Annotated in this window: 23 protein-coding genes and 3 tRNA genes; 10 read left to right on the top strand and 16 right to left on the bottom strand. The window is 73.4% G+C overall.

Features of this window, described 5'->3' with window-relative positions:
• Window positions 1-38 precede the first annotated feature (38 nt).
• Complete coding sequence (locus ACIRPK_RS23375) at window positions 39-515, bottom strand: MarR family winged helix-turn-helix transcriptional regulator (protein ID WP_403041223.1); 477 nt, start codon at window positions 513-515, stop codon at window positions 39-41.
• Window positions 516-872: 357 nt separating this feature from the next.
• Between ACIRPK_RS23375 and ACIRPK_RS23370 the strand changes: the two genes are divergently transcribed.
• The 3 genes from ACIRPK_RS23370 (at window position 873) to ACIRPK_RS23360 (ending at window position 4,820) form a co-directional block, all read left to right on the top strand.
• Entirely contained in the window at window positions 873-2,105 is a 1,233-nt protein-coding gene (locus ACIRPK_RS23370; RefSeq protein WP_403041222.1) for a cytochrome P450, read from the top strand.
• A 6-nt stretch (window positions 2,106-2,111) separates the two neighbouring features.
• Window positions 2,112-2,309: a ferredoxin gene (locus ACIRPK_RS23365; protein WP_403041221.1), complete on the top strand. Its 198-nt coding sequence runs from the start codon at window positions 2,112-2,114 to the stop codon at window positions 2,307-2,309.
• A gap of 174 nt (window positions 2,310-2,483) precedes the next feature.
• Window positions 2,484-4,820: a Tex family protein gene (locus tag ACIRPK_RS23360; RefSeq protein WP_403041292.1), complete on the top strand. Its 2,337-nt coding sequence runs from the start codon at window positions 2,484-2,486 to the stop codon at window positions 4,818-4,820.
• A 177-nt stretch (window positions 4,821-4,997) separates the two neighbouring features.
• Here ACIRPK_RS23360 and ACIRPK_RS23355 read toward each other — a convergent pair whose 3' ends face one another.
• Window positions 4,998-5,567, bottom strand: a complete 570-nt coding sequence (locus ACIRPK_RS23355; protein ID WP_403041220.1) for an NUDIX domain-containing protein — start codon at window positions 5,565-5,567, stop codon at window positions 4,998-5,000.
• A 79-nt stretch (window positions 5,568-5,646) separates the two neighbouring features.
• On the opposite strand from ACIRPK_RS23355, the gene ACIRPK_RS23350 reads away from it, so the two are divergent.
• Both ACIRPK_RS23350 and ACIRPK_RS23345 read left to right on the top strand, forming a co-directional pair.
• Window positions 5,647-5,880 carry a helix-turn-helix transcriptional regulator gene (locus ACIRPK_RS23350; protein ID WP_403041219.1) on the top strand — a complete coding sequence of 78 codons (234 nt, stop codon included), beginning with the start codon at window positions 5,647-5,649 and terminating at the stop codon, window positions 5,878-5,880.
• A gap of 33 nt (window positions 5,881-5,913) precedes the next feature.
• Window positions 5,914-6,729 carry a hypothetical protein gene (locus ACIRPK_RS23345; RefSeq protein WP_403041218.1) on the top strand — a complete coding sequence of 272 codons (816 nt, stop codon included), beginning with the start codon at window positions 5,914-5,916 and terminating at the stop codon, window positions 6,727-6,729.
• 19 nt (window positions 6,730-6,748) lie between these two features.
• On the opposite strand, the gene ACIRPK_RS23340 is transcribed toward ACIRPK_RS23345, so the two are convergent.
• The 3 genes from ACIRPK_RS23340 to ACIRPK_RS23330 form a co-directional block, all read right to left on the bottom strand.
• Window positions 6,749-7,171 (bottom strand): MarR family winged helix-turn-helix transcriptional regulator, encoded by a 423-nt coding sequence (locus ACIRPK_RS23340; protein WP_403041217.1) that lies wholly within the window; start codon window positions 7,169-7,171, stop codon window positions 6,749-6,751.
• Window positions 7,172-7,175: 4 nt separating this feature from the next.
• A complete protein-coding gene (locus tag ACIRPK_RS23335) occupies window positions 7,176-7,607 on the bottom strand; it encodes an SRPBCC family protein (RefSeq protein ID WP_403041216.1) in 432 nt (143 codons plus the stop codon).
• 74 nt (window positions 7,608-7,681) lie between these two features.
• Window positions 7,682-8,638: a LysR family transcriptional regulator gene (locus tag ACIRPK_RS23330; protein ID WP_403041215.1), complete on the bottom strand. Its 957-nt coding sequence runs from the start codon at window positions 8,636-8,638 to the stop codon at window positions 7,682-7,684.
• 198 nt (window positions 8,639-8,836) lie between these two features.
• Between ACIRPK_RS23330 and snpA the strand changes: the two genes are divergently transcribed.
• The gene (gene snpA, locus ACIRPK_RS23325) at window positions 8,837-9,487 is read left to right on the top strand and encodes a snapalysin (protein ID WP_403041214.1); all 651 of its coding nucleotides are present in this window, start codon (window positions 8,837-8,839) and stop codon (window positions 9,485-9,487) included.
• Between the two features lie 63 nt (window positions 9,488-9,550).
• Here the strand turns inward: snpA and ACIRPK_RS23320 are convergent, their stop codons facing one another.
• Window positions 9,551-11,908, bottom strand: coding sequence for a SpoIIE family protein phosphatase (locus ACIRPK_RS23320; RefSeq protein WP_403041213.1), 2,358 nt, complete (start codon window positions 11,906-11,908; stop codon window positions 9,551-9,553).
• A 69-nt stretch (window positions 11,909-11,977) separates the two neighbouring features.
• Window positions 11,978-12,805 (bottom strand): SDR family oxidoreductase, encoded by an 828-nt coding sequence (locus tag ACIRPK_RS23315; RefSeq protein ID WP_403041212.1) that lies wholly within the window; start codon window positions 12,803-12,805, stop codon window positions 11,978-11,980.
• A gap of 248 nt (window positions 12,806-13,053) precedes the next feature.
• Here ACIRPK_RS23315 and ACIRPK_RS23310 point away from each other — a divergent pair, with 248 nt between their 5' ends.
• Both ACIRPK_RS23310 and ACIRPK_RS23305 read left to right on the top strand, forming a co-directional pair.
• Complete coding sequence (locus ACIRPK_RS23310) at window positions 13,054-13,704, top strand: LysE family translocator (protein ID WP_403041211.1); 651 nt, start codon at window positions 13,054-13,056, stop codon at window positions 13,702-13,704.
• Between the two features lie 39 nt (window positions 13,705-13,743).
• Complete coding sequence (locus ACIRPK_RS23305; RefSeq protein ID WP_403041210.1) at window positions 13,744-14,784, top strand: hypothetical protein; 1,041 nt, start codon at window positions 13,744-13,746, stop codon at window positions 14,782-14,784.
• Between the two features lie 132 nt (window positions 14,785-14,916).
• On the opposite strand, the gene ACIRPK_RS23300 is transcribed toward ACIRPK_RS23305, so the two are convergent.
• The 5 genes from ACIRPK_RS23300 to ACIRPK_RS23280 form a co-directional block, all read right to left on the bottom strand.
• A complete protein-coding gene (locus tag ACIRPK_RS23300; RefSeq protein WP_403041209.1) occupies window positions 14,917-15,318 on the bottom strand; it encodes a hypothetical protein in 402 nt (133 codons plus the stop codon).
• Window positions 15,315-16,673: an SDR family NAD(P)-dependent oxidoreductase gene (locus tag ACIRPK_RS23295; RefSeq protein WP_403041208.1), complete on the bottom strand. Its 1,359-nt coding sequence runs from the start codon at window positions 16,671-16,673 to the stop codon at window positions 15,315-15,317. Before ACIRPK_RS23295 ends, ACIRPK_RS23300 begins: the two co-directional genes overlap by 4 nt.
• Before the next feature lie 20 nt (window positions 16,674-16,693).
• Window positions 16,694-16,765: transfer RNA gene (locus ACIRPK_RS23290), tRNA-Ala, on the bottom strand.
• 8 nt (window positions 16,766-16,773) lie between these two features.
• Window positions 16,774-16,849, bottom strand: a tRNA-OTHER gene (locus ACIRPK_RS23285).
• Between the two features lie 72 nt (window positions 16,850-16,921).
• Window positions 16,922-16,996 (bottom strand) — tRNA-Trp (locus ACIRPK_RS23280).
• Between the two features lie 36 nt (window positions 16,997-17,032).
• Between ACIRPK_RS23280 and ACIRPK_RS23275 the strand changes: the two genes are divergently transcribed.
• Both ACIRPK_RS23275 and ACIRPK_RS23270 read left to right on the top strand, forming a co-directional pair.
• A complete protein-coding gene (locus ACIRPK_RS23275; protein WP_403041207.1) occupies window positions 17,033-17,683 on the top strand; it encodes an HAD family hydrolase in 651 nt (216 codons plus the stop codon).
• Window positions 17,684-17,776: 93 nt separating this feature from the next.
• Window positions 17,777-18,733: an aldo/keto reductase gene (locus tag ACIRPK_RS23270; protein ID WP_403041206.1), complete on the top strand. Its 957-nt coding sequence runs from the start codon at window positions 17,777-17,779 to the stop codon at window positions 18,731-18,733.
• Window positions 18,734-18,781: 48 nt separating this feature from the next.
• Here the strand turns inward: ACIRPK_RS23270 and ACIRPK_RS23265 are convergent, their stop codons facing one another.
• The 4 genes from ACIRPK_RS23265 to ACIRPK_RS23250 form a co-directional block, all read right to left on the bottom strand.
• Window positions 18,782-19,756, bottom strand: coding sequence for an aldo/keto reductase (locus ACIRPK_RS23265; RefSeq protein WP_403041205.1), 975 nt, complete (start codon window positions 19,754-19,756; stop codon window positions 18,782-18,784).
• Window positions 19,757-19,865: 109 nt separating this feature from the next.
• Window positions 19,866-20,483, bottom strand: coding sequence for a GNAT family N-acetyltransferase (locus ACIRPK_RS23260; protein WP_403041204.1), 618 nt, complete (start codon window positions 20,481-20,483; stop codon window positions 19,866-19,868).
• 108 nt (window positions 20,484-20,591) lie between these two features.
• Window positions 20,592-21,266, bottom strand: a complete 675-nt coding sequence (locus tag ACIRPK_RS23255) for a nitroreductase family protein (protein ID WP_403041203.1) — start codon at window positions 21,264-21,266, stop codon at window positions 20,592-20,594.
• 56 nt (window positions 21,267-21,322) lie between these two features.
• Window positions 21,323-22,972, bottom strand: a complete 1,650-nt coding sequence (locus ACIRPK_RS23250; protein WP_403041202.1) for an ABC-F family ATP-binding cassette domain-containing protein — start codon at window positions 22,970-22,972, stop codon at window positions 21,323-21,325.
• Window positions 22,973-23,195 lie beyond the last annotated feature (223 nt).

The raw sequence follows: 23,195 nt of genomic DNA, 5'->3' as shown, positions 1-23,195 counted from the left end.
GGATTGCCGAGTGGGAGTTCGTGGTCGAACCGGAGGACCTATCCGTGGTCGGGGTGGCTCTCGTCGAGTTCCAGGAAGACGGCGGGAACCTTGTTGTCGATCGTCATCCGGCCCAGCAGCAGTGCGAGTTGGCCGCGTTCGGGAGTACTGAGGCCGGCCGGCAGGACTTTGATGCGGCGGCAGGTCTCGGCGTAGAAGTCCTTCGCGGCAACGGCACCGTCGGCAGTGAGGGCGACCCGGATGACGCGGCGGTCCGAGGGGTCGGGTTCGCGGCGCACCAGGCCGCGCTGGGCGGTGCGGTCCACCAGGCCGGTCAGGCTGGATTTGGCCAGGCCCAGGACGGCCCCGAGTTCGGTCATCCCGTACGGCTGCGCCATCAGGACGCACAGCAACTGCCCCTGCTGGGGCGTCAGTCCGAAGATGCGGCCGGACTCGGCGTACACGGCATTCACCAGGAATGCGGAGCGCACCAAGCCGGCGACGACGCTCGGCCGCCGGGTCGCGGATTTCGCCATGCGGGTCAGCGTACGGCAGGCGACGCGGGGGGGTGGCCGATTCGTGTCCCGAACTACTCCGGCCGGAGCAAGCGCGGTGGGGGAACGGCACTCCGGCAGCCCTTCGTACCGGATGCGGTTGCGTGATGATCCGTCAAGAGGGCGTCCTGAGCCGCCGGGGGGTTTTCGGCCGCAGGCGATCTGACATGGCCAGTACCAAGAATGTGATGGTGCGTCCAGGAACGGTACCGGTGACTGGGGTGGTCGGGGGCCTTTGTAAGGGGTTCACTAGGGGGTCGATAACCGGGCAGGGAGTCGATATCTTGCCTTTCGCAAACGTGCTCGACTGGTCCCAGGGACCGAACAACGGGAGCGGAAATGACCGAAATTGACACCACCTCACCCCTCAGACAAGACCCGCCGCAGTTCCCGATGGAGCGGAAGTGCCCGTTCCAGCCGCCGGCCGAGTACGCCGTGCTGCGCGCCGAGGAGCCGGTCTCCAAGGTCACGCTCGCGGTGTCCGGCAAGGAGATGTGGGCGGTCAGCCGGCAGGAGCACGTGCGTCAGGTCCTCACCGACCCCACCGTGAGCTCCAACTTCAAGCACCCCGGCTACCCGCTCCAGGTGCCGGTGCCGGACGACATCCTGCAGGCCATGGAGCTGCCGCTGGTCGCGATGGACCCGCCGGTGCACGGTCGGCACCGCAAGGAGATCATCCCCGAGTTCACCCTCAAGCGGATGCAGGCCCTCACCCCGCGCATCCAGAAGATCGTGGACGAGCACATCGACGCGATCCTGGCCAAGGGCGGCCCGGTGGACCTGCTGACCGAACTCGCCATCCCGGTCCCCTCGCTGGTGCTGTGCGAGCTGCTCGGCGTGCCGCCGGAGGACATCCCCGGGTTCCGCGACTTCGCCGAGGTCACGGTGCGCAGCGACGTCACGCCGCAGGAGGTCGGCATGGCGATCCACCAGATGGACGTCTACCTCGACAAGCTGGTGACCTCGAAGGAGGAGACGCCGACCGAGGACGACCTGGTCGGACGGGTGGTCAGCCGGAACGCCGAGGAGGGCAACCTCAACCACAAGGAGATCGTCGCGCTGGCCCGGATGCTGATCTCCGGCGGCTTCGACACCCTCACCAACATGATCGTGCTCGGAGTCGCCGCGCTGCTCGAACACCCGGAGCAGCTCGCCCAGATGAAGGCCGACCCGGACCTCACCCGGAACGCCATCGAGGAGCTGCTGCGGTTCCTCAGCATCGCCGACTCCGCCCCCTCCCGGGTCGCCACCCAGGACATGGAGGTCGGTGGCGTCAAGATCAAGGCGGGCGAGGGCATCATCAACCTGACCGCCTCGGCCAACCGGGACGAGAGCGTCTTCGAGAACGCCGACCAGCTGGACATCTTCCGCGAGATCGGCCTGCACTCGGCGTTCGGCCACGGCGTCCACCAGTGCCCGGGCGCCAGCCTGGTCCGGGTCGAGCTGAAGATCGTCTACGACACCCTCTTCGCGCGGATCCCCGGCCTGCGGCTCGCGGTGCCGGTGGAGGAGCTCCCGTTCAAGCGCGCCACCCTCATCCAGGGCCTGGACGCACTACCGGTCACCTGGTGAGCCACCATGCCGCTGTCGGTCCATCGTGAACGCTGCATCGGATCGGGGACCTGCGTCTACACCGCGCCCGACGTCTTCGCCCAGGACGAGCAGGACGGTCTGGTCACCCTGCTGACGGACGGTACCGACCCGGCGGACGAACGGTCCGTCCGTTCGGCCGTCGAGCGCTGCCCCGTCGCGGCGATCTCGCTCGACCAGGACTGACCCCGGCCCGGCCGGCCGGGGTGCCGCGACGCGCCCCCACGCCTTGCGGCACCCCGGCGACGGCGGGCCGCGCCGCCCCGGGGAGCAGGTCGCCCCCGTCCGGTCCGGGTTACCTGCCAGAATGCGGGGCGGAACTCAGGCTGAACGCAGGAGAAGGTGACCGGCTTCGTGACCATGTCAGTCGAACGGAAGATCGCCGAAGAGCTGGGCGTACGGGAGGGGCAGGTGCGGTCCGCCGTCGAGCTCCTCGACGGTGGCGCCACCGTGCCCTTCATCGCGCGCTACCGCAAGGAGGTCACCGGCGAACTCGACGACACCCAGCTGCGCACGCTCGAGGAGCGGCTGCGCTACCTGCGGGAGTTGGAGGAGCGGCGGGCCGCCGTGCTGGAGTCGATCGAGAGCCAGGGGAAGTTGGACGACGCGCTGCGCGCGCAGGTCCTGGCCGCCGACTCGAAGGCCCGGCTGGAGGACATCTACCTCCCGTTCAAGCCCAAGCGGCGGACCAAGGCGCAGATCGCCCGCGAGGCCGGTCTCGAACCGCTCGCCGACACCCTGCTCGCCGACCCGTCCAAGGACCCGGCCGTGCTGGCGGCGGGCTACCTGAACGAGTCGGTGACCGACGCCACGGCGGCGCTGGACGGGGCCAGGTCGATCCTGGTGGAGCGGTTCGGCGAGGACGCCGACCTGGTCGGCACGCTCCGCGAGCGGATGTGGACCCGGGGCCGGCTGGTCGCCACGGTGCGGGACGGCAAGGAGCAGGACGGCGCCAAGTTCGCCGACTACTTCGACTTCGCCGAGCCGTACGGCAAGCTCCCCTCGCACCGCATCCTGGCGATGTTGCGCGGCGAGAAGGAGGAGGTGCTCGACCTCGAACTCTCCCCCTACGAGGGCGCCGACGGCGACCTGCCCGGCGAGAACGACTACGAGCGGCGGATCGCCGCCAAGTTCGGCATCGCCGACCGGGGCCGCCCGGCCGACAAGTGGCTCGACGACACCGTCCGGTGGGCCTGGCGGACCAGGATCCTGGTCCGGCTCGGCATCGACCTGCGCACCCGGCTGCGCCAGGAGGCCGAGGACGAGGCGGTCCGGGTCTTCGCCGCCAACCTGCGCGACCTGCTGCTGGCCGCCCCGGCCGGCAGCCGCGCCACCATGGGACTGGACCCGGGCTTCCGGACCGGCGTCAAGGTCGCCGTGGTGGACGCCACCGGCAAGGTGCTCGGGTACGACACGATCTACCCGCACCAGCCCGCCAACAAGTGGGACGCCTCGATCGCCACCCTCGCCGCGCTGGCCGAGCGGCACGACGTCGAGCTGATCGCGATCGGCAACGGCACGGCCTCCCGGGAGACCGACAAGCTGGCCGAGGACCTGATCAAGCGTCACCCCGAGCTGACCCTCACCAAGGCGATGGTCTCCGAGGCGGGCGCCTCGGTGTACTCCGCCTCCGCCTTCGCCTCGCAGGAGCTGCCGGACCTGAACGTGTCGATCCGGGGCGCGGTCTCGATCGCCCGGCGGCTCCAGGACCCGCTGGCCGAGCTGGTGAAGATCGACCCCAAGTCGATCGGCGTCGGCCAGTACCAGCACGACCTGAGCGAGCTGAAGCTGTCCCGCTCGCTGGACGCGGTGGTCGAGGACTGCGTCAACGCGGTCGGGGTGGACGTCAACACCGCCTCGGCGCCGCTGCTCACCCGGGTCTCCGGGGTGACCGGCACGCTGGCCGACAACATCGTGGCGCACCGCGACGCGAACGGCCCGTTCCGGACCAGGCGGGCGCTCAAGGACGTGGCGCGGCTCGGCCCGAAGGCGTTCGAGCAGTGCGCGGGATTCCTGCGGGTGCCCGGCGGTGACGACCCGTTGGACGCCTCCGGGGTGCACCCCGAGGCGTACCCCGTGGTGCGCCGCATCCTGGCCGCGACCGGTGGCGACCTGCCCTCGCTGATCGGCAACGGGGCGGCGCTGCGGGCGCTGCGGCCGGCCGACTTCGCCGATGGCACCTTCGGCGTGCCGACCGTCACCGACATCCTCGGCGAGCTGGACAAGCCGGGCCGCGACCCGCGCCCCGCGTTCCGGACCGCGACCTTCAAGGAGGGCGTCGACAAGATCGGCGACCTGGTGGTGGGCATGGTGCTGGAGGGCGTGGTCACCAACGTCGCGGCGTTCGGCGCGTTCGTGGACGTCGGCGTCCACCAGGACGGTCTGGTGCACGTCTCGGCGCTGTCGAAGAACTTCGTCAAGGACCCGCGCGAGGTGGTCAAGCCCGGTGACATCGTCAAGGTCCGGGTGGTCACCGTGGACGTGCCGCGCAAGCGGATCGGGCTGACGCTGCGGCTGGACGACGAGGTCGGTCAGGCGGCGCCGCGCGAGCGGGACCGCGACCGCGAGCAGAACCGCGACCGGGGCCGGGGCGCCAAGCCGCCCCGGCAGGACCGGCGGAGCGCCCCGGCGCCGGCGCCCGCCGCCAACAGCGCGATGGCGGACGCGCTGCGCCGGGCCGGCCTGACCGGCAAGTGACCCCGGCGGGCCACGGCTGACCGAACCGGACGCCCCGGGCCCCGACGAGCGGGCCCGGGGCGTCCTGCTCCCAGCGCGGTGAGCGCGGGCAGCAGCACCCCGAGGCCCTCGGGCGATCGAGTCGACCAGGCCGCCCCGGTCCCGAGCGGGCCGGCCCCGTCCGGGGCGACGGGGCCGTCAGTGGGCGCCGACCCGGGACTCGACGGCCAGCGCGACCAGTTCGCGCCACCAGGTCTCGCGGTGGTGGGTGAGCAACCGCTGCGCCTCGGCCGGGTCCATCGCGCGGACCTCGACCACCTGCTCGCCGTCGTCCGGGTTGCTCGGCTCGGAGTCCACGGTGACCTCGGCCCAGCCCCAGAGCCACGCCTTCTCCGGGTGCGGCTGCCAGGGGCGGTACGGCACCGGGTGATCCGTGACGCAGCGGTGGGCGCCGATCCAGACCGGCTCGCCGAGCAGCCGGGCGCCGGCCTCCTCGCGGAGCTCGCGGGCCAGGCAGCTCTCGATGCTCTCGGCCGCCTCCCGGGTGCCGCCGGGCAGGAACCAGTGCCCGCGGGCGTCCCGGCAGAGCACCACCTGGTCGCCGGAGAAGCCCACCAGGTGGATGTTGGTGATGAGTTCGTCGGGCGGCAGCGCCGCCGAGAACTGTGCGTCGATGCCGCCCCAGGCCCAGCGCTGGGGCGCGTGCAACTGCGGGAACCGGGCCGCCAGGTCCGCGAGTTCCCGTGCTCTCTCCGAGGTGTCCGTCATTCACAGATGGTAGTCCCGGTGGGGTGGGTGGTGTAAAGCACCCTTGACGCACTCCCGGGGGCGTCCTACGTTCTCCGGTGTGCGCAACAAGGTGCGCGAGCTGCGCCGCGAACTCGGGCTTTCCCAGCAGAAGTTGGCCACCGTCCTCGGGGTCTCCCGGCAGACCGTGAACGCGATCGAGACCGGCCGGTACAACCCGGCGCTGCCGTTGGCCTTCGGCCTTGCCCGGTTCTTCGGCCGGGCGGTCGAGGAGATCTTCCAGCCGGACGACCCGGCGGACCCGGACGACCGGCCGTTCGGCAGCCGGACGTAGGGTGGGCCGCACCTGCCGAACGGAGCTCCGCCGATGTCCCGTGTCCTCTACGTCACCGACCTGACCTACCCGGCCCGGGGCCGCCGCTACTGCGACGAGGACATCGCCCTGTCGGCCGCGCTGCGCGGCTCGTTCGAGCTGGCGCTCTGCCACCCGCTGGACGCGGCGGCCCTGATGGACGGCTTCGACCTGACGGTGGTCCGCAACAGCGGACCGGTGCTGCACTACCAGGAGGGCTACGACGCGTTCCGGGCCCGGGCGCTGGCGAGCGGCACCCGGGTCTTCAACCCGCTGCACGGCCGGGGCGACATGGCGGGCAAGCAGTACCTGCTCGACCTGACCGCCGCCGGCCTCCCGGTGATCCCCACCGTGGCGGACCGGGCCGACCTCGGCCGGCTGCCCGAGGTCGCCGAGTACGTCGGCAAGCCGAAGCTCGGGGCCGACTCGATAGGTCTCACGGTGCTCCCGGCCGCCGCGCTGGCCGAGCTGGAGCTGGACGGGTCGACCCTGCTGCAGCCCCGGATCGACTTCCGGTACGAGGTCTCCTTCTACTTCGTCGGCCGGGAGTTCCAGTACGCGCTGTACGCCCCGGACCCGGGCGCCCGCTGGCAGCTGGAGCCGTACCGGCCGACCGGCGCCGACCTGACCTTCGCCCGGACCTTCGTGGACTGGAACTCGCTCGACCACGGCGTGCAGCGGGTGGACGCCTGCCGGACGGCCGAAGGCGAGCTGCTGCTGGTCGAGTTGGAGGACCTGAACCCCTACCTCTCGCTCGACCTGGTGGCCGGGCCGACCCGGGACGCCTTCGTCCGCGCGATGGCCGCCTCGATGAGCGACCTGCTGGGCTGAGGCGCCGGCTGAGGTGCCGTCAGTCCTCGGGGTGCGCGAGCCGGCCGAGCAGTGCGACCACCGTGTCCCGTGGCACCGGGCTGAAGAACTCGGTGTCGACCTGCTCGACAGCCGCGATCGCGCGCGGGGCCAGTTCGGCCCCGGCGGCGGTCACCCGGAGCCGCCTGGCCCGGCTGTCGGCCGGGTCCACCTCACGGCCGACCAGGCCCTTGGCCTCCAGGGTGCGCAGCACCTGGGAGGTCATCTTCACGTCGGTGCCCGCCTGCCGGGCCAGCGCCTGCTGACTGGGGTGCTCGCCCTGGCCGTTCAGCCACCAGGTGCAGGCGAGCAGCACGAACTGAACGTGCGTCAGGTCGAGCGGGGCCAGCGCGGCGGCGATCCCGCGCTGCCAGCGCAGGGTGGCGTGCCAGAGCAGGAAACCGGGGCTCTCGGCCGGCTGCACGGGGTCAGCCCCGGGCCGCGTGCGCGACCAGCGCGGCCATCGTGTCGGGCCAGTCGGCCGTGATGCCGGGGCCGATCTCCGGGCCTACCTGGTCGGCGCCCTCACCGCTGATCTCCATCCGGTAGACCACCTCGGTGCGCCCCGCGCCGAGCGGCACCAGGCGGTGGGTGGTGCGCAGCACCAGGCCGCCGAAGCGGGCCTCGTCGGTGAAGTGCTCACCCTCGCCGAGCTCGACCACGGTCAGTTCGATCGGGTCCTCGCCGGGCGGGGTCATCGCGATGGTGGCGCCGACGGCGAACGGGCCGCGGAAGTCGATCTTCTCGATCTCGGCGTTCCACCCGCCCCAGCCGTCCACGTCGGCCCAGAGCCGCCAGATCGCCTCGGCTGCGGCGTCGGTCTCGATGCTGTGCTGGTACGTCCACATGGTGGCCTCCACGGCTTGATTATCTATGCGAAGACTATCTGCGCGAAGACTATCCGTCCAGGGGAGTCCGCTCGGCGGTCGGCGGGTCAGTGCGCCAGCAGCCGGGGCAGCGAGCTGTCGTTGCTGAGCAACCAGGCCAGGTAGGAGGGATTGGTCCCGGCCAGGTCCAGGTAGGCGGCCCGCAGATCGGCGTACAGGCCGTCGAAGGCCGGGGCGCTGAGCGCACGGGGGCGCCAGACCAGCAGCAGCCGGACGCTGAACGGGTTGCCGTGCACCGGGCGGATCACCGTGCCGGGGCCGGGCAGTGAGGTGGGCTGGCAGGGGCGGACGGCCTCGCCCGAGGCGACCAGTTCGGCGGCGGTGGCGTTGTCCCTGACCTGGACCACCCGGGGGCTGAGCCCGGCCTCGGAGAGTACCCGGCAGAGCGCCGCGTACTCGTGGTCGGCGGTCGGGTCGACCATCCAGGCGTCGGCGGCCAGGTCCTCCAGCCGCACCACCGGTGAGCCGGCCGCCGGGTGGCTGAGCGCGAGGGCGACGAACTGCGGCTCGCGGGCGATCAGCACCCGGTGCTCGGCCTCGGCGGGCAGCCGGAGCGGGAAGCCCTCGCTCTCGTGCACCAGGGCGATGTCCAGCTGGTCGGCGGCGACCAGGTGGAGCAGGGCGTTGGCGGAGATGTCGATCCGGATGGTGGTCCGGGTGTCCGGCAGTCTGGCGTGCACCCGGCGCAGCCAGCTGGCCACCGCGCGGCTGCCGACGCTGCCGATCCGCAGCGTCATCTGCTCGGCGTCGTCGGCCTCCTGGCGGGCGGCGCTGACCAGTTCGGCCATGTCGGTGATGATCGTCCGGGCCCGGGCCAGCACGGTGTGGCCGAGCGGGGTGAGCCGGCTGCCGGTCCGCTCGCGGGTGAACAGCCGCCCGCCGAGGGCCCGTTCGATCCGGAGCAGCTGGGTGCTGACGGAGGGCTGGCTCGTGCCGAGCTGCCGGGCGGCCTTCCGGACGCTGCCGGTGTCGGCGATCGCACACAGCACACGAAGGTGTCTCACTTCGAGCTCCACAGCGGGAGCATACGGCCGACCGGGGATTCACGCCAGGGACATGTCAGGGACGCCCGGAGGGGGGTATAGGGCGGCGCTATCTCCGGCTGGCATCATCCGCCGTCCGGTGCCGGTGGCCGAAGCTCAGTGGCACGACAGTCCGTCCCCCACTCCCAAAACTCTTGCCCCACAGGGGTTTTGGAAGAAATGAACTGGAGTCCCCAGATGAAGCGCTCGATGCTCTCCGCCGCGGTGGCCGCCACCCTGGGCCTGTCCGCGGGCCTGCTGGCGGCACCCGTCGCGAGCGCGGCCCCCCAGCCGCAGGCGGTCGCCCAGTACACCGGATCGGCCTCCGAGCAGGCCGACGTCAAGGCCTTCCAGGAGGCCGTGATGAAGTCCGCGCTGGCCAAGCAGGCGGCCAACCCGTACCTGCTGGTGGTGGCGGTCACCTACGACGCCAGCAGCGCGCCGACGTTCCGCACCCAGATCGCCAACAGTGCCTCGATCTGGAACAGCTCGGTGCGCAACGTCCAGCTCCGGGCCGGCACCAACGCGGACTTCCGCTACTACGAGGGCAACGACTCGCGCGGCTCCTACGCCAGCACCGACGGCCACGGCCGCGGCTACATCTTCCTCGACTACCGGCAGAACCAGCAGTACAACTCGACCCGGGTGACCGCCCACGAGACCGGCCACGTGCTCGGTCTGCCGGACCACTACTCGGGCCCGTGCAGCGAGCTGATGTCCGGTGGCGGCCCCGGCACCTCCTGCACCAACCCGTACCCGAACACGACCGAGAAGAACCGGGTCAACAGCCTCTGGGCGAACGGCCTGGCCGCGGCCGTGGCCGCGCGCTGACCTGACGCACCGACGGCGGCCCGGCCCCGTACCGACAGGGTCGGGCCGCCGTCGTGCCCGGGATCAGTCCGCCGTCCGGCGGGCCAGCAGCAGGGCGACGTCGTCGGCGCGGTGCGAGGACCGCCGGGCGTCCCGCAGCAGGTGGTCGGCCAGCGCGTCGAGTCCGGCGGCGGGGGAGTGGGCGAGGTCGGTGCGCAACTGGTCCAGGCCCTCGTCGAGCGGGACGCCGGGGCGCTCGATCAGGCCGTCGGTGAACAGGGCCAGGATTGCGCCGACCGGCAACTCCAGGGCGGTGCCGGGGTACTCGGCGCCCGAGTCGATGCCGAGCAGCGGACCGCCGGCCAGGTCGAGCGGCTCGGTGTCGCCGCCGGGGAGGCGCAGCAGCGGCGGTACGTGCCCGGCCCGGACGGCCAGCGCCCGGCCGGTGGCCGGGTCGAGGCGGAGCAGGCAGCAGCTGGCCAGCAGTCCCGGATCGAGGTCGAGCAGCAGCTGGTTGGTCCGGGTCAGCACCTCGTCCGGCGGGCTGCCGCCGACGACGAACGCCCGCACCGCGCTGCGGAGTTGGCCCATGGTGGCGGCGGCGCCGACGTTGTGCCCCTCGACGTCCCCGATCACCAGGCAGACCCCGGCGGGCGTGCTGATCGCGTCGTACCAGTCGCCGCCGATCTCCATCCCCCGGGTGCCGGGCAGGTAGCGGGCGGCCACCGCGAGGCCGGGCACCTCCGGCAACCGGTGCGGCAGCAGCGCCTGTTGCAGCCCCCGGGCGAGGGCGAACTCGGCGTCGTACAGTCGGGCCCGCTCCAGCGCCTGGGCGATCAGGCCGCCCAGCGCGGTGAGCACCGACCGGTCCTCGCTGGTGAACTTCCGGGGCCGGTCGAAGCCCAGGATGCAGCTGCCGACCGGCAGGCCGGAGGCGATCAGCGGCAGGAAGGCCCAAGACCGCATCTCGTCCTGGCTGATGCCCGGGTAGGCAGCGAGCAGTTCGTCCGGCGACTCGAAGAAGGCGGGCGCACCGGTGCTGAACACCTCGGTGCCCGGCAGCCGGGCCCGGATCGGGGTGCCCTCGAACGGGGTCAGGAAGCCCTCGGGGTAGCCGGTCTGCGAGACCAGGTGCATCCGGCCCGAGCGGGCCAGGTAGAGCGCCATCTCCTGGCCGTCGAAGCCCGGCAGGATCTGGTCGATCACGCAGTCGCAGACCTCCTTGACCGTCACCGCCTCGGTCAGCGCGCTGGCCAGCTGGAGCAGGTGGTAGGTGGCCCCGAGGGTGGCGGGGGTGGCCGGCGGCGCCTCCGGCAGGGCGGCCCGGTGCGCGCCCGGCGGACCGGCCGGGACGATCCGTACGGTCAGGCCGTGCGCGTCCGGGTAGAGCGAGAAGGCCAGCCAGTGGCCGGGCGGGCGGCAGGCCAGGAAGGCGGTGGGCTGCTGGGCGAGCATCGCCGAGCGGTACCGGTCCTCGTAGGCCGGTTCGGCCAACCACGGCAGGGCGGACCAGGGGTGATGGCCCGTCAGCTCCTCCCGGCCGAGCTCCAGCAGCAGCTCGGCGGCGTGGTTGAGGTAGCTGATCCGCCCGTCCGGGTCGAGCGCCACCACCCCGTCGCGCAGCCGCTCCACCGCGGCCACCGCGGCGGTCGCGGCATCGGTGTCCACGGCGACCAGGCCGACCGTGCCCGGGCGGCCCGGCCGGCCGTGCAGGTCGAGCCAGTGCCGGCCGTCCCGCAGCCGGACCCGGAGGGTGAACGGGGCGTCCGCGGCCAGCGCGGCCAGCAGCGGCCCGACGTCGGTCGGCTCCAGGCGTTCGGTCAGGTCCTCGGCCCGGCCGCCGAAGTCGTCCGGGGCCAGGCCCAGGACGGCGAGCAGGGCCGGGTCGGCGGTGATCCGGCCGTCGGCGAGCCGCCAGTCCAGGCCGCCGGCCCGGGGCGCGGGGCTGCCGGTGGTGGGCAGCGGCACCACCACCGGGCTGCCCGGCACGTCCGGCACCCGCTCGCCCAGCGCGGCGGCCAGCCGGTTGGCGGTGGCCCGCAGCTGCCGCTTGGCCCCCGGCGGCGGCACCGCCGAGCTGGGCCAGAGCACCGCCAGCACCCCGAGCGACTTCCCGTCGACGCTGATCGGCGTGCAGGCGAAGGCGTGCACGTACGGCAGCCCGACGGCCAGCCGGGGGTACCGCCGCATGGTGTCGTCGGCGTCCGCCACCTGCACCGTGCGGCCGGTCCGGTACGCCTCGGCCACCGGCAGGGGAGCGGCCACCGGGATGTGCCGGAAGGCGCTCAGCAGGTGCGGCGGGACCCCGGTGACAGTGCTCAGCACCAGTGACCGGCCGTCCGCCGAGCGCAGGTAGAGCACGCCGCCGTAGGCCGAGGTGGTGCGGACCGCACGCAGCAGCGCCTCGGCGAGCAGGGCCTCGACTGGCTCTTCCCGGCGCATGTTCTCTCTGTACGCCGCGTGACCAGGGGAGTCAACCCGAGGCCCGCCGGGGCGGGCCTCGGGCGGCGGTCAGTCGCCCAGCTCGGCGAACGCCCTGGCGGCGGCCAGTTCGTCCCGGGCGGCCTGCTCGACCTGGTCCAGGAAGGCGTAGGCGTCCGGCCCGGCCGGGATCCGCAGCGGGGTGTCCTGCTCGGCCGCCACCAGCCGCCGGACCAGCTCGGCGAACAGCTCGGGCCGGTTCAGCCCGGGGGTGTGCTCCAGCTGCCGCATCGCCTCCCGCATGGGCTCCAGCGGCTCGGTGTAGACCGGGACCCGCCGGGCGGTCTCGGCGATGGCGGCGCCGTAGCGGGTGGCGAAGCCGCCGGGCTCGATCACCGAGACCCGGATGCCGAACGGCCCGACCTCGGCGGCCAGCGCCTGGCTCATGCCCTCCAAGGCGTACTTGCCGGTGACGTACGCGCCCAGGCCGGGGAACGCCATCCGGCCGGCCAGTGAGGAGACGTTGACGACGTGCCCGGAGCGCTGGGCCCGGAACAGCGGCAGCACGGCCCGGACCAGCCGCCAGGGGCCGACCACCAGGGTCTCCAGCTGGTCGCGCAGCTCCTCGTCGGAGACCTCCTCGACCGCGCCGAACAGGCCGCTGCCCGCGTTGTTGACCAGCACGTCCAGCCCGCCGAGCCGGTCGGCGGCGAGCGCCACCGCGTCGTCCACCTGCGCCTGGTCGCGGATGTCCAGCGCGGCGGTGAGCACCCGGTCGGGGTGACGGCGGCTCAGCTCCGCCAGGGAGGCGGGCTTGCGGGCGGTGGCCAGGACGGTGTCGCCCGCCGCGGCGACGGCCTCCGCCAGGGCCAGGCCGAGGCCCGAGGAGCATCCGGTGATCAGCCAACGACGTGCCATGCGGGTCCCCCTGCGGTCCGAAGCGATCGGCCCACGTTCCCAGAAACCACGACCGGCCGCCGCACCGGAGGAGGGGGCGCTTGGGGTGTACGGGGGCGTGCGGGACCCGGTGCGATGCGCCCCCGGTACGTACTTCTGCCCGGGCGCGCGGGGTGGGGTGGCCGGAAAATGGGGCGAGCCGGAGCGGGGTCGGCTGCCATCATGACCGCTCCGGCAGCGGGCCGGCGTGGTGGGCGGAGGAGACGGACATGATCAGCGGTGGAGCGTTGGCGGGGATCGCCCTGGTGTCGTTCGGGATGGCGCTCACCCCGGGGCCCAACCTGATCTACCTGGTCTCCCGGTCGGTGGCCCAGGGCCGGCGGGCTGGGTTGGTCTCGCTGGCCGGGGTGGGGGTCGGCTTCACGGTCTACCTGGTCGCCGCGACGGCCGGGATCGCCACCGTCTTCGCGCTGGTGCCCGAGGTCTACCTGACCCTCAAGCTGGCCGGGGCCGGCTACCTGCTCTGGCTGGCCTGGCAGATGGTCCGGCCGGGTGGCGAATCGGTCTTCACTCCCAGGGAGTTGGCGCCCGACCGGCCGCGCAGGCTGTTCCTGATGGGTCTGGTCACCTGCCTGCTCAACCCCAAGATCGCCATCCTGTACATCTCGCTGCTCCCGCAGTTCGTCTCGCCCGAGCACGGCCGGGTCGCGCTGCAGAGCCTGCTGCTCGGACTCACCCAGATCACCGTCTGCCTGCTCTGCGACGGCGCCTTCGTGCTGATGGCCGGCTCGGTCGCGGCCTTCCTGGCCCGCCGCCCGACCTGGCAGCGCCTGCACCGGTACGCGATGGGCACGTTGCTGGCCGGCTTCGCCCTGCGGCTGGCCGCCGACCGTTCGAAGGCGGTGCTGGCCGCGCCCTGACCGGCTGGCATGATGGCGGGCCGGAGTTGGAGGGGGATCATGGACGAGTCGACCACCCGAGGGGTGCGCTACCTGGTGGGGCTGGCCCCGGAAGGGGCCCGGCGGCAGATCTGTGCGCGGCTGCGGATCCGCCCGGAGGGTCCGGTGGGGCCGTCCTCGGCGGAGCGCTACCAGGTGCACTCGCTCAGCTACCTGGTCCGGACGGCGACACCCGCCGTCGGGATCTGGATGCTCCAGCAGGACCGGCCCGAGCTGAACGAACTGCTCGACCGGTACGGTCTGTTGCCCTGGGGCGTGACCGAGGATCTGCGCAGCGGCCTGCTGTTCGGCCCGGGCCGGGACGGGCCGGCCCCGGAGGGCCAGGTGCTGACGCGGCACTCGGAGCTCGGCGCGCCGGCCGCGGTGATCGACCGGCTCCGGCAGGCCACCCACGGCAGGTCGCTCAGGGCAGCGAAGACCGCTGCCCGCCAACTGCGGCGCGCCGACTGGCCGTTGGTGGTGGCCGCCCACCAGGAGCAGCCCCTCCCCGGCTACGCCCGCTGGGCGCTGGCCGAACAGATCGACTGTCCGCCGGAGTTGCGGGCCGCGTTCGGCACCCACGCCAAGTTCGACCACCGGTTGCGACAGGCCGGTGTGCTCGGTGGTCCGGCGGACCTCCTGGGCCGGTCCGGCCCCGTCCTGGAGACCCTACGGCTGCTCGGCGCCGGCCGGACGCTCTTCCCGACCCGGCTGGCCGAGGCGGAGGCCATCCTCCAGCCACTGGTGGAGCGGGAGTTGGGCGGGCACGGCGAAGCCTGGGCGGTGCTCGCGCAGCTGCTGCCCGGCTTCACCGGCACCCTTCCCCGACTCGTCACCACCGCCGGAGCGATCGCCGGGCCGGTGCCCGAGCACGAGCCGGAGTACGAGGAACTGCCGGAGCCCGAGCCCGAGCCGGCGCTCGTGGCGCCGCGCCGTCCCCCGGTGGTCCGGGCCTCGGTCAGGCGCAAGGTCCCGGCCCCGGCTCCGGTCGAGCCGGAGGCCGAGCCGACCGCCTGGCAGATGCTGGGCGACCTGGTGCGCCGGATCACCGGACGGTCGTGACCGGCCTTCGGCACGTCGCCGACCGGTCTGTCGCCGACCGGTCTGTCGCCGACCGGTCTGTCGCCGACCGGTCTGTCGCCGACCGGCACGTCGCCGCCGGCGCGGTCGCCGCGCCGCCCCGCTGATCCGGCGTCAGGACGGGCCCGCGGTCCGGTGCACGCTGACCACCGCCGCCACGTCGCCCGGCACGGCGGGCGGCGGTACGGCGGCGGCCAGTTCGTCCAGGCGGCGGCGCACGGTGGTGGCGACACCCTTGCCGAGCACGTAGCGGGTCGGGGTGACGGCGCGCCGGGCGGCGTCCAGCAGGAGGTGCGCCTCCTGGCCGCGCAGCCCGGTGTCGGCCAGCACCAGGTGCCCGCGCGGCGGCAGGGACTCCGTGACCAGGGCCGCGCCGTCCGGGCCGAGGTCCTGCTTGCAGAGGTCGAGTCGGCCGTCGGGCAGGGCGGTGCCGGTGGGGAAGTCGATCCGCTCGGTGGTGGGGCGGCCGGCCCGCAGCCAGGCGAGCAGCGGGGTCAGATCGGGGCCGGTGCTCACCAGGCCGCCTCGCGGTAGTCCTTCAGGAACACCCCGGAGAGCGGGGAGCCGGCCTCGCCCCGGACGATCGGGTGGTAGACCCGGGCCGCGCCGTCCACGATGTCGAGCGGGGTGCGGAAGCCGCGGTCGGCCAGCCGGGACTTCTTCGGGGCCGGGTTCTCGTCGGTGATCCAGCCGGTGTCCACCGCGCACATGTGCACGCCCTGGAGGGCGAGTTCGGCCGCGCTGGTCCGGGTGAGCATGTTGAGGGCGGCCTTGGCCATGTTGGTGTGCGGGTGGCCGCCGGTCTTGTTGCGGACCTCGAACCGGCCCTCGACGGCGGTGACGTTCACCACGTAGCGGTTCGGGTGCGGCGAGGCGAGCAGCAGCGGCAGCAGCCGGTCGCAGAGCAGGGCCGGGGCCAGCGAGTTGACCAGCTGGGTCTCCAGCACCTCGGCCGGGTCGAGCTCACCGAGGCGGGCGGACCAGGAGTTGGCGGGTGCGGCGTCCGGTAGCAGTCCGGCCTCGTCGGCCAACGGGGCCACCCGGCCCGGCAGTTCGGGCCCCGCCAGCTCGGTGGCGGGCCAGGCGGCGGTGAGCGCGGGCATCGGCCGGAAGCCCGGTGCGAGCGAGACCCGGCTGCCGGGCGGCAGGCTCTCGTGCTCCCCGGCTGCCAGCAGCGCGTACGCCTCCGGTGGGCGGCGCAGGGTCTGGGCGGCGTTGTTCACCAGGATGTCGAGCGGCCGTCCGTCGGCGCGCAACCGCTCGCACAGGCCGAGGACCTGACGGGGGTCACGGAGGTCGATGCCGACCACGTCGAGCCGGTCCAGCCACTGCGCACTTCCCGGGGCGGCTTCGAAGCGGCGCAGGGTGTCGTGCGGGAAACGGCTGGTGACGGTCAGTTCGACGCCGTCCCTGAGCATCATCAGGGCCAGCTGGAAGCCGATCTTCACCCGGCCGCCGGTGAGCAGCGCGCGGCGGCCGCGCAGGTCGGTGCTGAGGCCGCGCCGGGCGGTGTTGTCGGCGGCGCAGTCCGGGCAGAGCCGGTGGTAGAAGCCGTCCACCCGGCGGTAGGCGGACTTGCAGACGTAGCAGTGCTGGGCGCGCCGGAGCTCGCCGAGTGGGGCGGTGGCCGGGGCGGTCGGCAGGGGTGCGTCCTCACGGCGGGTCAGACCGCCGGTGGCGGTGCTGCCGATCAGCACGGCGTCCCCCGCGAGGCCCGCCCGACGGCGGCGCTTGCGGCCGTCGCGGACGAAGGACTCGCTGCTGCGCTCGGCCCGCAGGCGCACCGGATGGTCGAAGGGCAGCCGACGCAGTCGTCCGAGCGTCAGCTCGAACGCGGCCAGCTCCTGCTGCGTCAACTCGTCCTGCGGCACTGCTCTCTCCCGCTTCTCGGTGGTCCCGGCCGGATTCGAACCGGCGTACCCGCTTTGCCAAAGCGGCGCGCCTGCCTCTGCGCTACGGGACCGTGGGTGCTGCCCGGGGGCCGGATTCGAACCGGCGTGGACCACCATGCGGTAGTGGCGCGCCTGCCTCTGCGCTACGCCCGGACAGCTGCCGACGATCTTAGAGCAACCGGCACATGGAGGGCGGTCGGCTGTGTCCGGAGGGTGGGTCGAGAGGCTGCCCGGGGGCCGGATTCGAACCGGCGTGTGGTGGTTTTGGAGACCATGCGTCTGCCTCTGCGCTACGCCCGGGCAACTGGGGCGATCCTAGCCGGTCCTATGCTGCGGAGATGATCAAGCCGATAGAACTGGTGATATTCGACTGCGACGGCGTGCTGGTGGACACCGAGCGGATCGCGCTCCGACTCCAGGTCGAGCTCGGCGCCGAACTCGGCTGGCCGCTCGATGAGGAGGAGGTGATCGACCGCTTCATCGGCCGGTCCAGCGCCTCCATCAAGGAGCAGATCGCCGAACGGCTCGGCGCACCGACGGCGGCCCTCTGGTGGGACCAGCTGATCGAGCGTCACCGGGTGGCGGTGGACGCCGGGATCACCGCCGTGGACGGTCTACCCGAGGCGCTCGCCGCGATCACCCTGCCGACCTGCGTCGCGTCCAGCGGCTCGCACGAGAAGATGCGTCACACCCTCGGCCGCACCGGCCTGTACGACCACTTCGCGGGCCGGATCTTCAGCGCCTCGGAGGTGGCCCGGGGCAAGCCCGACCCGGACCTCTTCCTGCTCGCCGCCGAGCGGATGGGCGTCGACCCGGCCGCCTGCGCGGTGGTCGAGGACAGCAACCCCGGTGTCCGGGCGGCCCGGGCGGCCGGGATGCGGGCATTCGGCTACGCGGGCGGGCTGACCCGTGCCGAGCGGCTCGAAGGCCCGGGGACGGTGGTGTTCCACGACATGCGTGCGCTGCCCGGGCTGCTCGCGGCGCACTAGGCGACCGGCGGGGCGAGGTTGACTTGGGGTGCACTCCAGGGGGCAGGCTGGTTCCCGCGTGATCGGTTCACCGGATCTGAAGGAGTGACAACTGTGCGGACCACCAAGCTCGGCGTCGACGGTCCCGAGGTCGGCGTGATCGGCCTCGGCTGCATGGGGATGACCTGGGCGTACGACCCGAACGGGCGTGACGACCTGGCCTCGGTCGAGGTGCTGCGGTCGGCGCTCGACCTCGGGGTGACGCTGATCGACACGGCGGACGTCTACGGGCCTTTCGACAACGAGGAGTTGGTCGGCACCGGCCTGGCCGGCGGGTACCGCGAGCGGGCGGTGCTGGCCACCAAGGTCGGCCTGGTGCGGGGCACCGACGGGGCCAGGGTCGGCAACGACGGGCGACCGGAGCACGTGCGGCGGTCGATCGACGAGAGCCTGCGCCGGCTGGGCACCGACTACGTGGACCTGTACCAGCTGCACCGGGTCGACCCGGCGGTGCCGGTCGAGGAGACCTGGGGGGCCATGGCCGAGGCGGTCGCGGCGGGCAAGGTGCGCCGACTCGGGCTCTCCGAGGTGACGGTGGAGCAGATCCAGCGGGCCGCGGCGGTGCACCCGGTGACTTCGGTGCAGTCGGAGCTCTCGCTCTGGACCAGGGACGCGCTGGCCGAGGTGGTGCCGTACACCGAGGCGAACGGGATCGCGTTCCTGCCGTTCTCGCCGCTCGGCCGGGGCTTCCTGGCCGGCCGGTTCGGCTCGGCCGCCGACCTCCCGGCGGACGACTGGCGCTCCACCCTGCCGCGCTTCCAGGAGGACGCGTTGGCGGCCAACCAGGTGTTGGTGGACACCGTCCGCCGGATCGCCGACGGCTACGGCGCGACCCCGGCGCAGGTTGCGCTGGCCTGGGTGGTCGCCCAGGGGCGGTACGTGGTGCCGATCCCGGGGACCAAGACGCCCAAGTACCTGGCGGACAACGCCGCTGCGGCCGACCTCACGCTGTCGGCCGCCGACCTCGCGGAGCTGGACGCGCTGCCCGCCCCGGTCGGCGACCGGTACTGACCGCACGGCCGGGCCCGGGGGAGACCCCGGGCCCGGGGCCGGGCCGGATCAGGCCCAGGGCAGGGCGGCCCGGGTGCGCCAGTACGCCTCGGCGGGCTCGGCCAGGCCGGCCAGCGCGGCGAGCCGATCGGGGTCGAGGGCCGGGGCGGTGAGGTTGGAGGCCAGCTGCTCGGTGGTGGCCGCGCCCGAGAGCACGACGTCCGCCCAGGGCTGGGCGGCGGCCGCCGCCAGGGCGAGGGCGTCGCAGGAGGCCCCGATCCCGGCGGCGAGGGCGCGCAGGGCATCGGCGGCGTTCCGGTCGGCCAGCCGGCCGTTGGCCATGCCCTCCTTGACCACCACGAACCAGCCCGCCGCGTGCGCCTCGCCCAGCGCCGGCCCGGCGGACGGCTCCAGCACGTTCCAGGTGGACTGCACGGCGGTGAACACCGGGCGGCCGGCCACCGTCACGGCCAGGGCGGCCCGGATCGCCTCGGCCTGCGCGGGCCCACTGGTGGAGAGGCCGACCCGGACGCCCCGGTCGGCCAGCGCGGCCAGTCGCCCGTGCAGGGCGGGGTCGGTGAGGGCCGGGCTGTCCGGGGTGACCGAGTGCACCAGGTAGACGTTCAGCCGCTCGCCCAACAGGGCTCGGGTCTCGGCGAGTTGACGGTCGAACACCGCCACCGAGTGCTCCTTGACCTCGTGCACCGGCACCCCGGAGGTCTGCCAGTCGGCGGTGTAGGTGTAGCCCCACTTGCTGCCCACCAGCACGTCGTCGGCCGCCGGGTGGGCGGCCAGCCACTCGCCGACGAACTCCTCGGCCCGGCCGTACGACCTGGCGGCGTCGAAGTACCGCACGCCGGCGGCGTACGCGGCGTCCAGCAGGCCGTGGGTGCGCTCCCGCAGGGCGGCCACGGTGCGCTCGGCGGGCAGGTCGAGGTCGCGGCCGAGGGTGAGGTAGCCGGGCCGGCCGACTGCGGCCGTGCCCAGGCCGAACCGTCCGGGCGAGGGGCTGACGGTGGGTCCGGTGGCGGGCGCGGTCGGCACGGTGCGGGTCCTCTCGACAGGGGCGGACAGGGTGACGGCGGCACGTCGGCCCTGTCCGCACCCTATGCCACGGACCGCCGCTGACCTGGGCCGGGACGGCGGCGGACGGTCAGACGGTCCGGACCCAGATCAGCTTGCGGCCGGTCTCGGCAGGGGCGGTCGGGGTGTAGTCGATCACCCGGTCCAGCCGGTAGCCGAGCCGCTGCGGGACGGCGGCGCTGAGCTGGTTGCCCTCGTCGCAGTGGATCTCCACCCGGGTGATGCCGGGCAGCGCGAGGGCGACCTCGGTCAGCCGGGCGGCCGCGGCGGTGGCGATGCCCCGGCGGGTGTGGTCGGCGGAGACCCAGTAGCCGATCTCCAGCGCACCGGGGCCGATCCGGCCGTGCAGGCCGAACGCGCCCACCACGCTGCCGGGTTGCCCGTCCAGGCCGGCCAGGTACATGAAGTCGGTGCCCTCGTCCCAGGCGGTCACCCCGGCCTGGGCGAGGTCTCTGGAGAGTTCGGGGGTGGGGGCCTCGGCGGCCCAGGCCATCCACGGCCGCAGGTGGTCCAGGTTGGCGACCACCGCCTCGTTCAGCGGATCGGCGTCGGCCAGGGCCCGGCGGCGCAGGGACACCCCGCCGGTCAGGGCGATCAGCTCGGGCGGACGGCCGGAGGTGACGGCGGTGACCTCGGCAGCGGTGGCGGCCTCGGGGTCGGGGGCGGGCTCGTGGGTGGTCTCGCTCATGCGCGGATTATCCCCTCCGCGGCACGCCCCCGACCAGGTATTTTCTCGCTCAGCGGAGACCGCTTCCGGATAACCGGACGGTCGGTACGGGACGGGGCGGACGGCGGGTCAGAGCCGGATCAGCACGTCGTCCAGCGGCTTGCGGTGCAGGTCGGGCACCAGGGCCCCGTCCGCCGGGTAGCCGACCGGGATGACGTACGCGGCCCGCTCCTCGCTCGGCCGCTCGCAGACCTCGTTCAGGAAGCGCATCGGGCTGGGTGTGTGCGTCAGGGTGGCCAGACCGGCCTGGTGCAGGGAGGCGAGCAGGAAGCCGACCGCGATGCCGACCGACTCCTTGGTGTAGTAGGGGCGGGGCGAGTCCGGTCCCTTGTGCACCTCGAAGACCACGATCACGGCCGGGGCGTCCTCCAGGAAGGGCTTCTGCCAGTCCGTCCCGATCGGGGCCAGCGCGGCCAGCCACTCCTCGGAGGCCCGGTGCGCGTAGAACTCGCGCTCCTCGGCCTCGGCCGCCTCGCGCAGCCGCCGCTTGCGCTCCGGGTCGGTGATCACCACGAACCGCCAGGGCTGGACGTGTGCTCCGCTGGGGGCGGTCGAGGCGGTCCGGATCGCCCAGTCGATCACCCCGTCCGGGACCGGGCGGGTCGAGTAGTCGCGGACGGTCCGGCGCAGGGCCATCACGTCGTGGAAGGACCTGCTGCGGGTCTCCGCCTCGTGGGTGGGGACCGTCATCGGGCGGAGCGGCACGGTGGGGTGGGTGGCCGCTGGTGCTGTGCTGTCAACCATGGGCGACAGCACAGCACATGACGGTGCCTCAGCGGAAGGTCTGGACCACGTATCCGTCAGACCCGGTCCTGAAGTTCCCGGACCCGGCCGCCGACGACCTCCAGGCGGCGGTTGACCGTCACCGCCTCCAGCATCCGGCGGTCGTGGGTGACCAGCAGCAGGGTGCCGGTGTAGGAGGCGAGTGCGGACTCCAACTGCTCGATGGCGGGCAGGTCGAGGTGGTTGGTCGGCTCGTCCAGCACCAGCAGGTTCACCCCGCGTCCCTGGAGCAGGGCCAGGGCGGCCCTGGTGCGCTCGCCGGGGGAGAGGGTGTGGGCCGGGCGCAGCACGTGGGCCGCCTTCAGGCCGAACTTGGCCAGCAGGGTGCGGCCCTCCTCCGGTGCGAGGTCGGGCACCGCGGCCTGGAAGGCGTCCAGCAGCGGCTCCTCGCCGAAGAACAGCCCGCGCGCCTGGTCGACCTCGCCGACCAGCACGCCGGAGCCCAGGGTGGCGCTGCCGTCGGTGAGTTCGAGTCGGCCGAGCAGGGCGGCCAGCAGGGTGGACTTGCCCGCGCCGTTGGCGCCGGTGATCGCCACCCGGTCCGCCCAGTCGATCTGAAGGTCGACCGGGCCGAAGGCGAAGGCGCCGAGCTCGGCCTTCGCCCCACGCAGGGTGGCCACCACCGAGCCGGAACGCGGCGCGGCGGCGATCTCCATCCGCAGGTCCCACTCCTTGCGCGGCTCCTCGACCACGTCCAGGCGCTCGATCATGCGCTGGGTCTGCCGGGCTTTGGCGGCCTGCTTCTCGCTGGACTCGGCGCGGGTCGCGCGGCCGATCTTGTCGTTGTCGCTGGACTTCCGGCGGGCGTTGCGGACGCCGCTATCCATCCAGCCCCGCTGCATCCGGGCCCTGGCCTCGAGCCCGGCCTTGGTGTCGGCGAACTCCTCGTACTCCTCGCGCGCGTGCCGACGGGCCACCGCGCGCTCCTCCAGGTACGCGTCGTAGCCGCCGCCGAAGTGGTTCACCTGCTGCTGGGCGAGGTCCAGCTCCAGCACCCGGGTCACCGTGCGGGTGAGGAACTCGCGGTCGTGGCTGATCAGCACGGTGCCGGCGCGCAGGCCCTTGACGAAGGACTCCAGCCGCTCCAGGCCGTCCAGGTCCAGGTCGTTGGTCGGCTCGTCGAGCAGGAAGACGTCGTAGCGGGAGAGCAGCAGCGAGGCCAGCCCGGCGCGGGCCGCCTGGCCGCCGGAGAGCGCGGTCATCGGCAGGTCCAGGCTCACCTTCAGCCCGAGCGAGCCGGCCACCTCCTCGGCGCGCTCCTCCAGGTCCGCGCCGCCGAGGTCGAGCCAGCGGTCGAGGCCGGTCGCGTACGCGTCGTCGGCGCCCGGGCGGCCCTCGACCAGGCCCTCGGTGGCCTCGTCCAGCGCGGCCTGGGCGGCGGCCACCCCGGTGCGCCGGGCCAGGAAGTCGCGGACCGACTCGCCGGGGCGGCGCTCCGGCTCCTGCGGCAGGTGGCCGACGTTGGCGCTCGGCGGGCTGAGCTTGAGCGAACCGCTCTCGGGGGTGCTCAGACCGGCCATCAACCGGAGCAGGGTCGACTTGCCCGCCCCGTTGGCCCCGACCAGGCCGACCACGTCGCCGGGGGCGACGACCAGGTCCAGGCCGGAGAAGAGGATGCGGTCGCCGTGGCCGGCGCTGAGGTCCTTGACTACGAGAGTGGCGCTCATGATGCCCCGATCCTATCGGGCCCGCCGGAAAACCCTTTGCGGCCGTCCCGGCCCCGGCCTACCGTGGATCCCGCACCGCAAGAGATCCGAAGACTGGAGAAGGCCGTTGCTCTACTGAGGTCCTGAGACACCGCTCACCCGCTGACATCCTTCGCGGGCGTGCGTGCGTTGACCTCGGTGGCGAGCCCCCTTCTCGTGGTGCCCTCCCCTCCTCCGCAGCGCA

The sequence above is a fragment of the Kitasatospora sp. NPDC101801 genome (assembly GCF_044766665.1).
Taxonomy (GTDB): domain Bacteria; phylum Actinomycetota; class Actinomycetes; order Streptomycetales; family Streptomycetaceae; genus Kitasatospora.
Note: the sequence above shows the minus strand (reverse complement) of the source record. Positions and strands in the feature narration are given on the sequence as shown.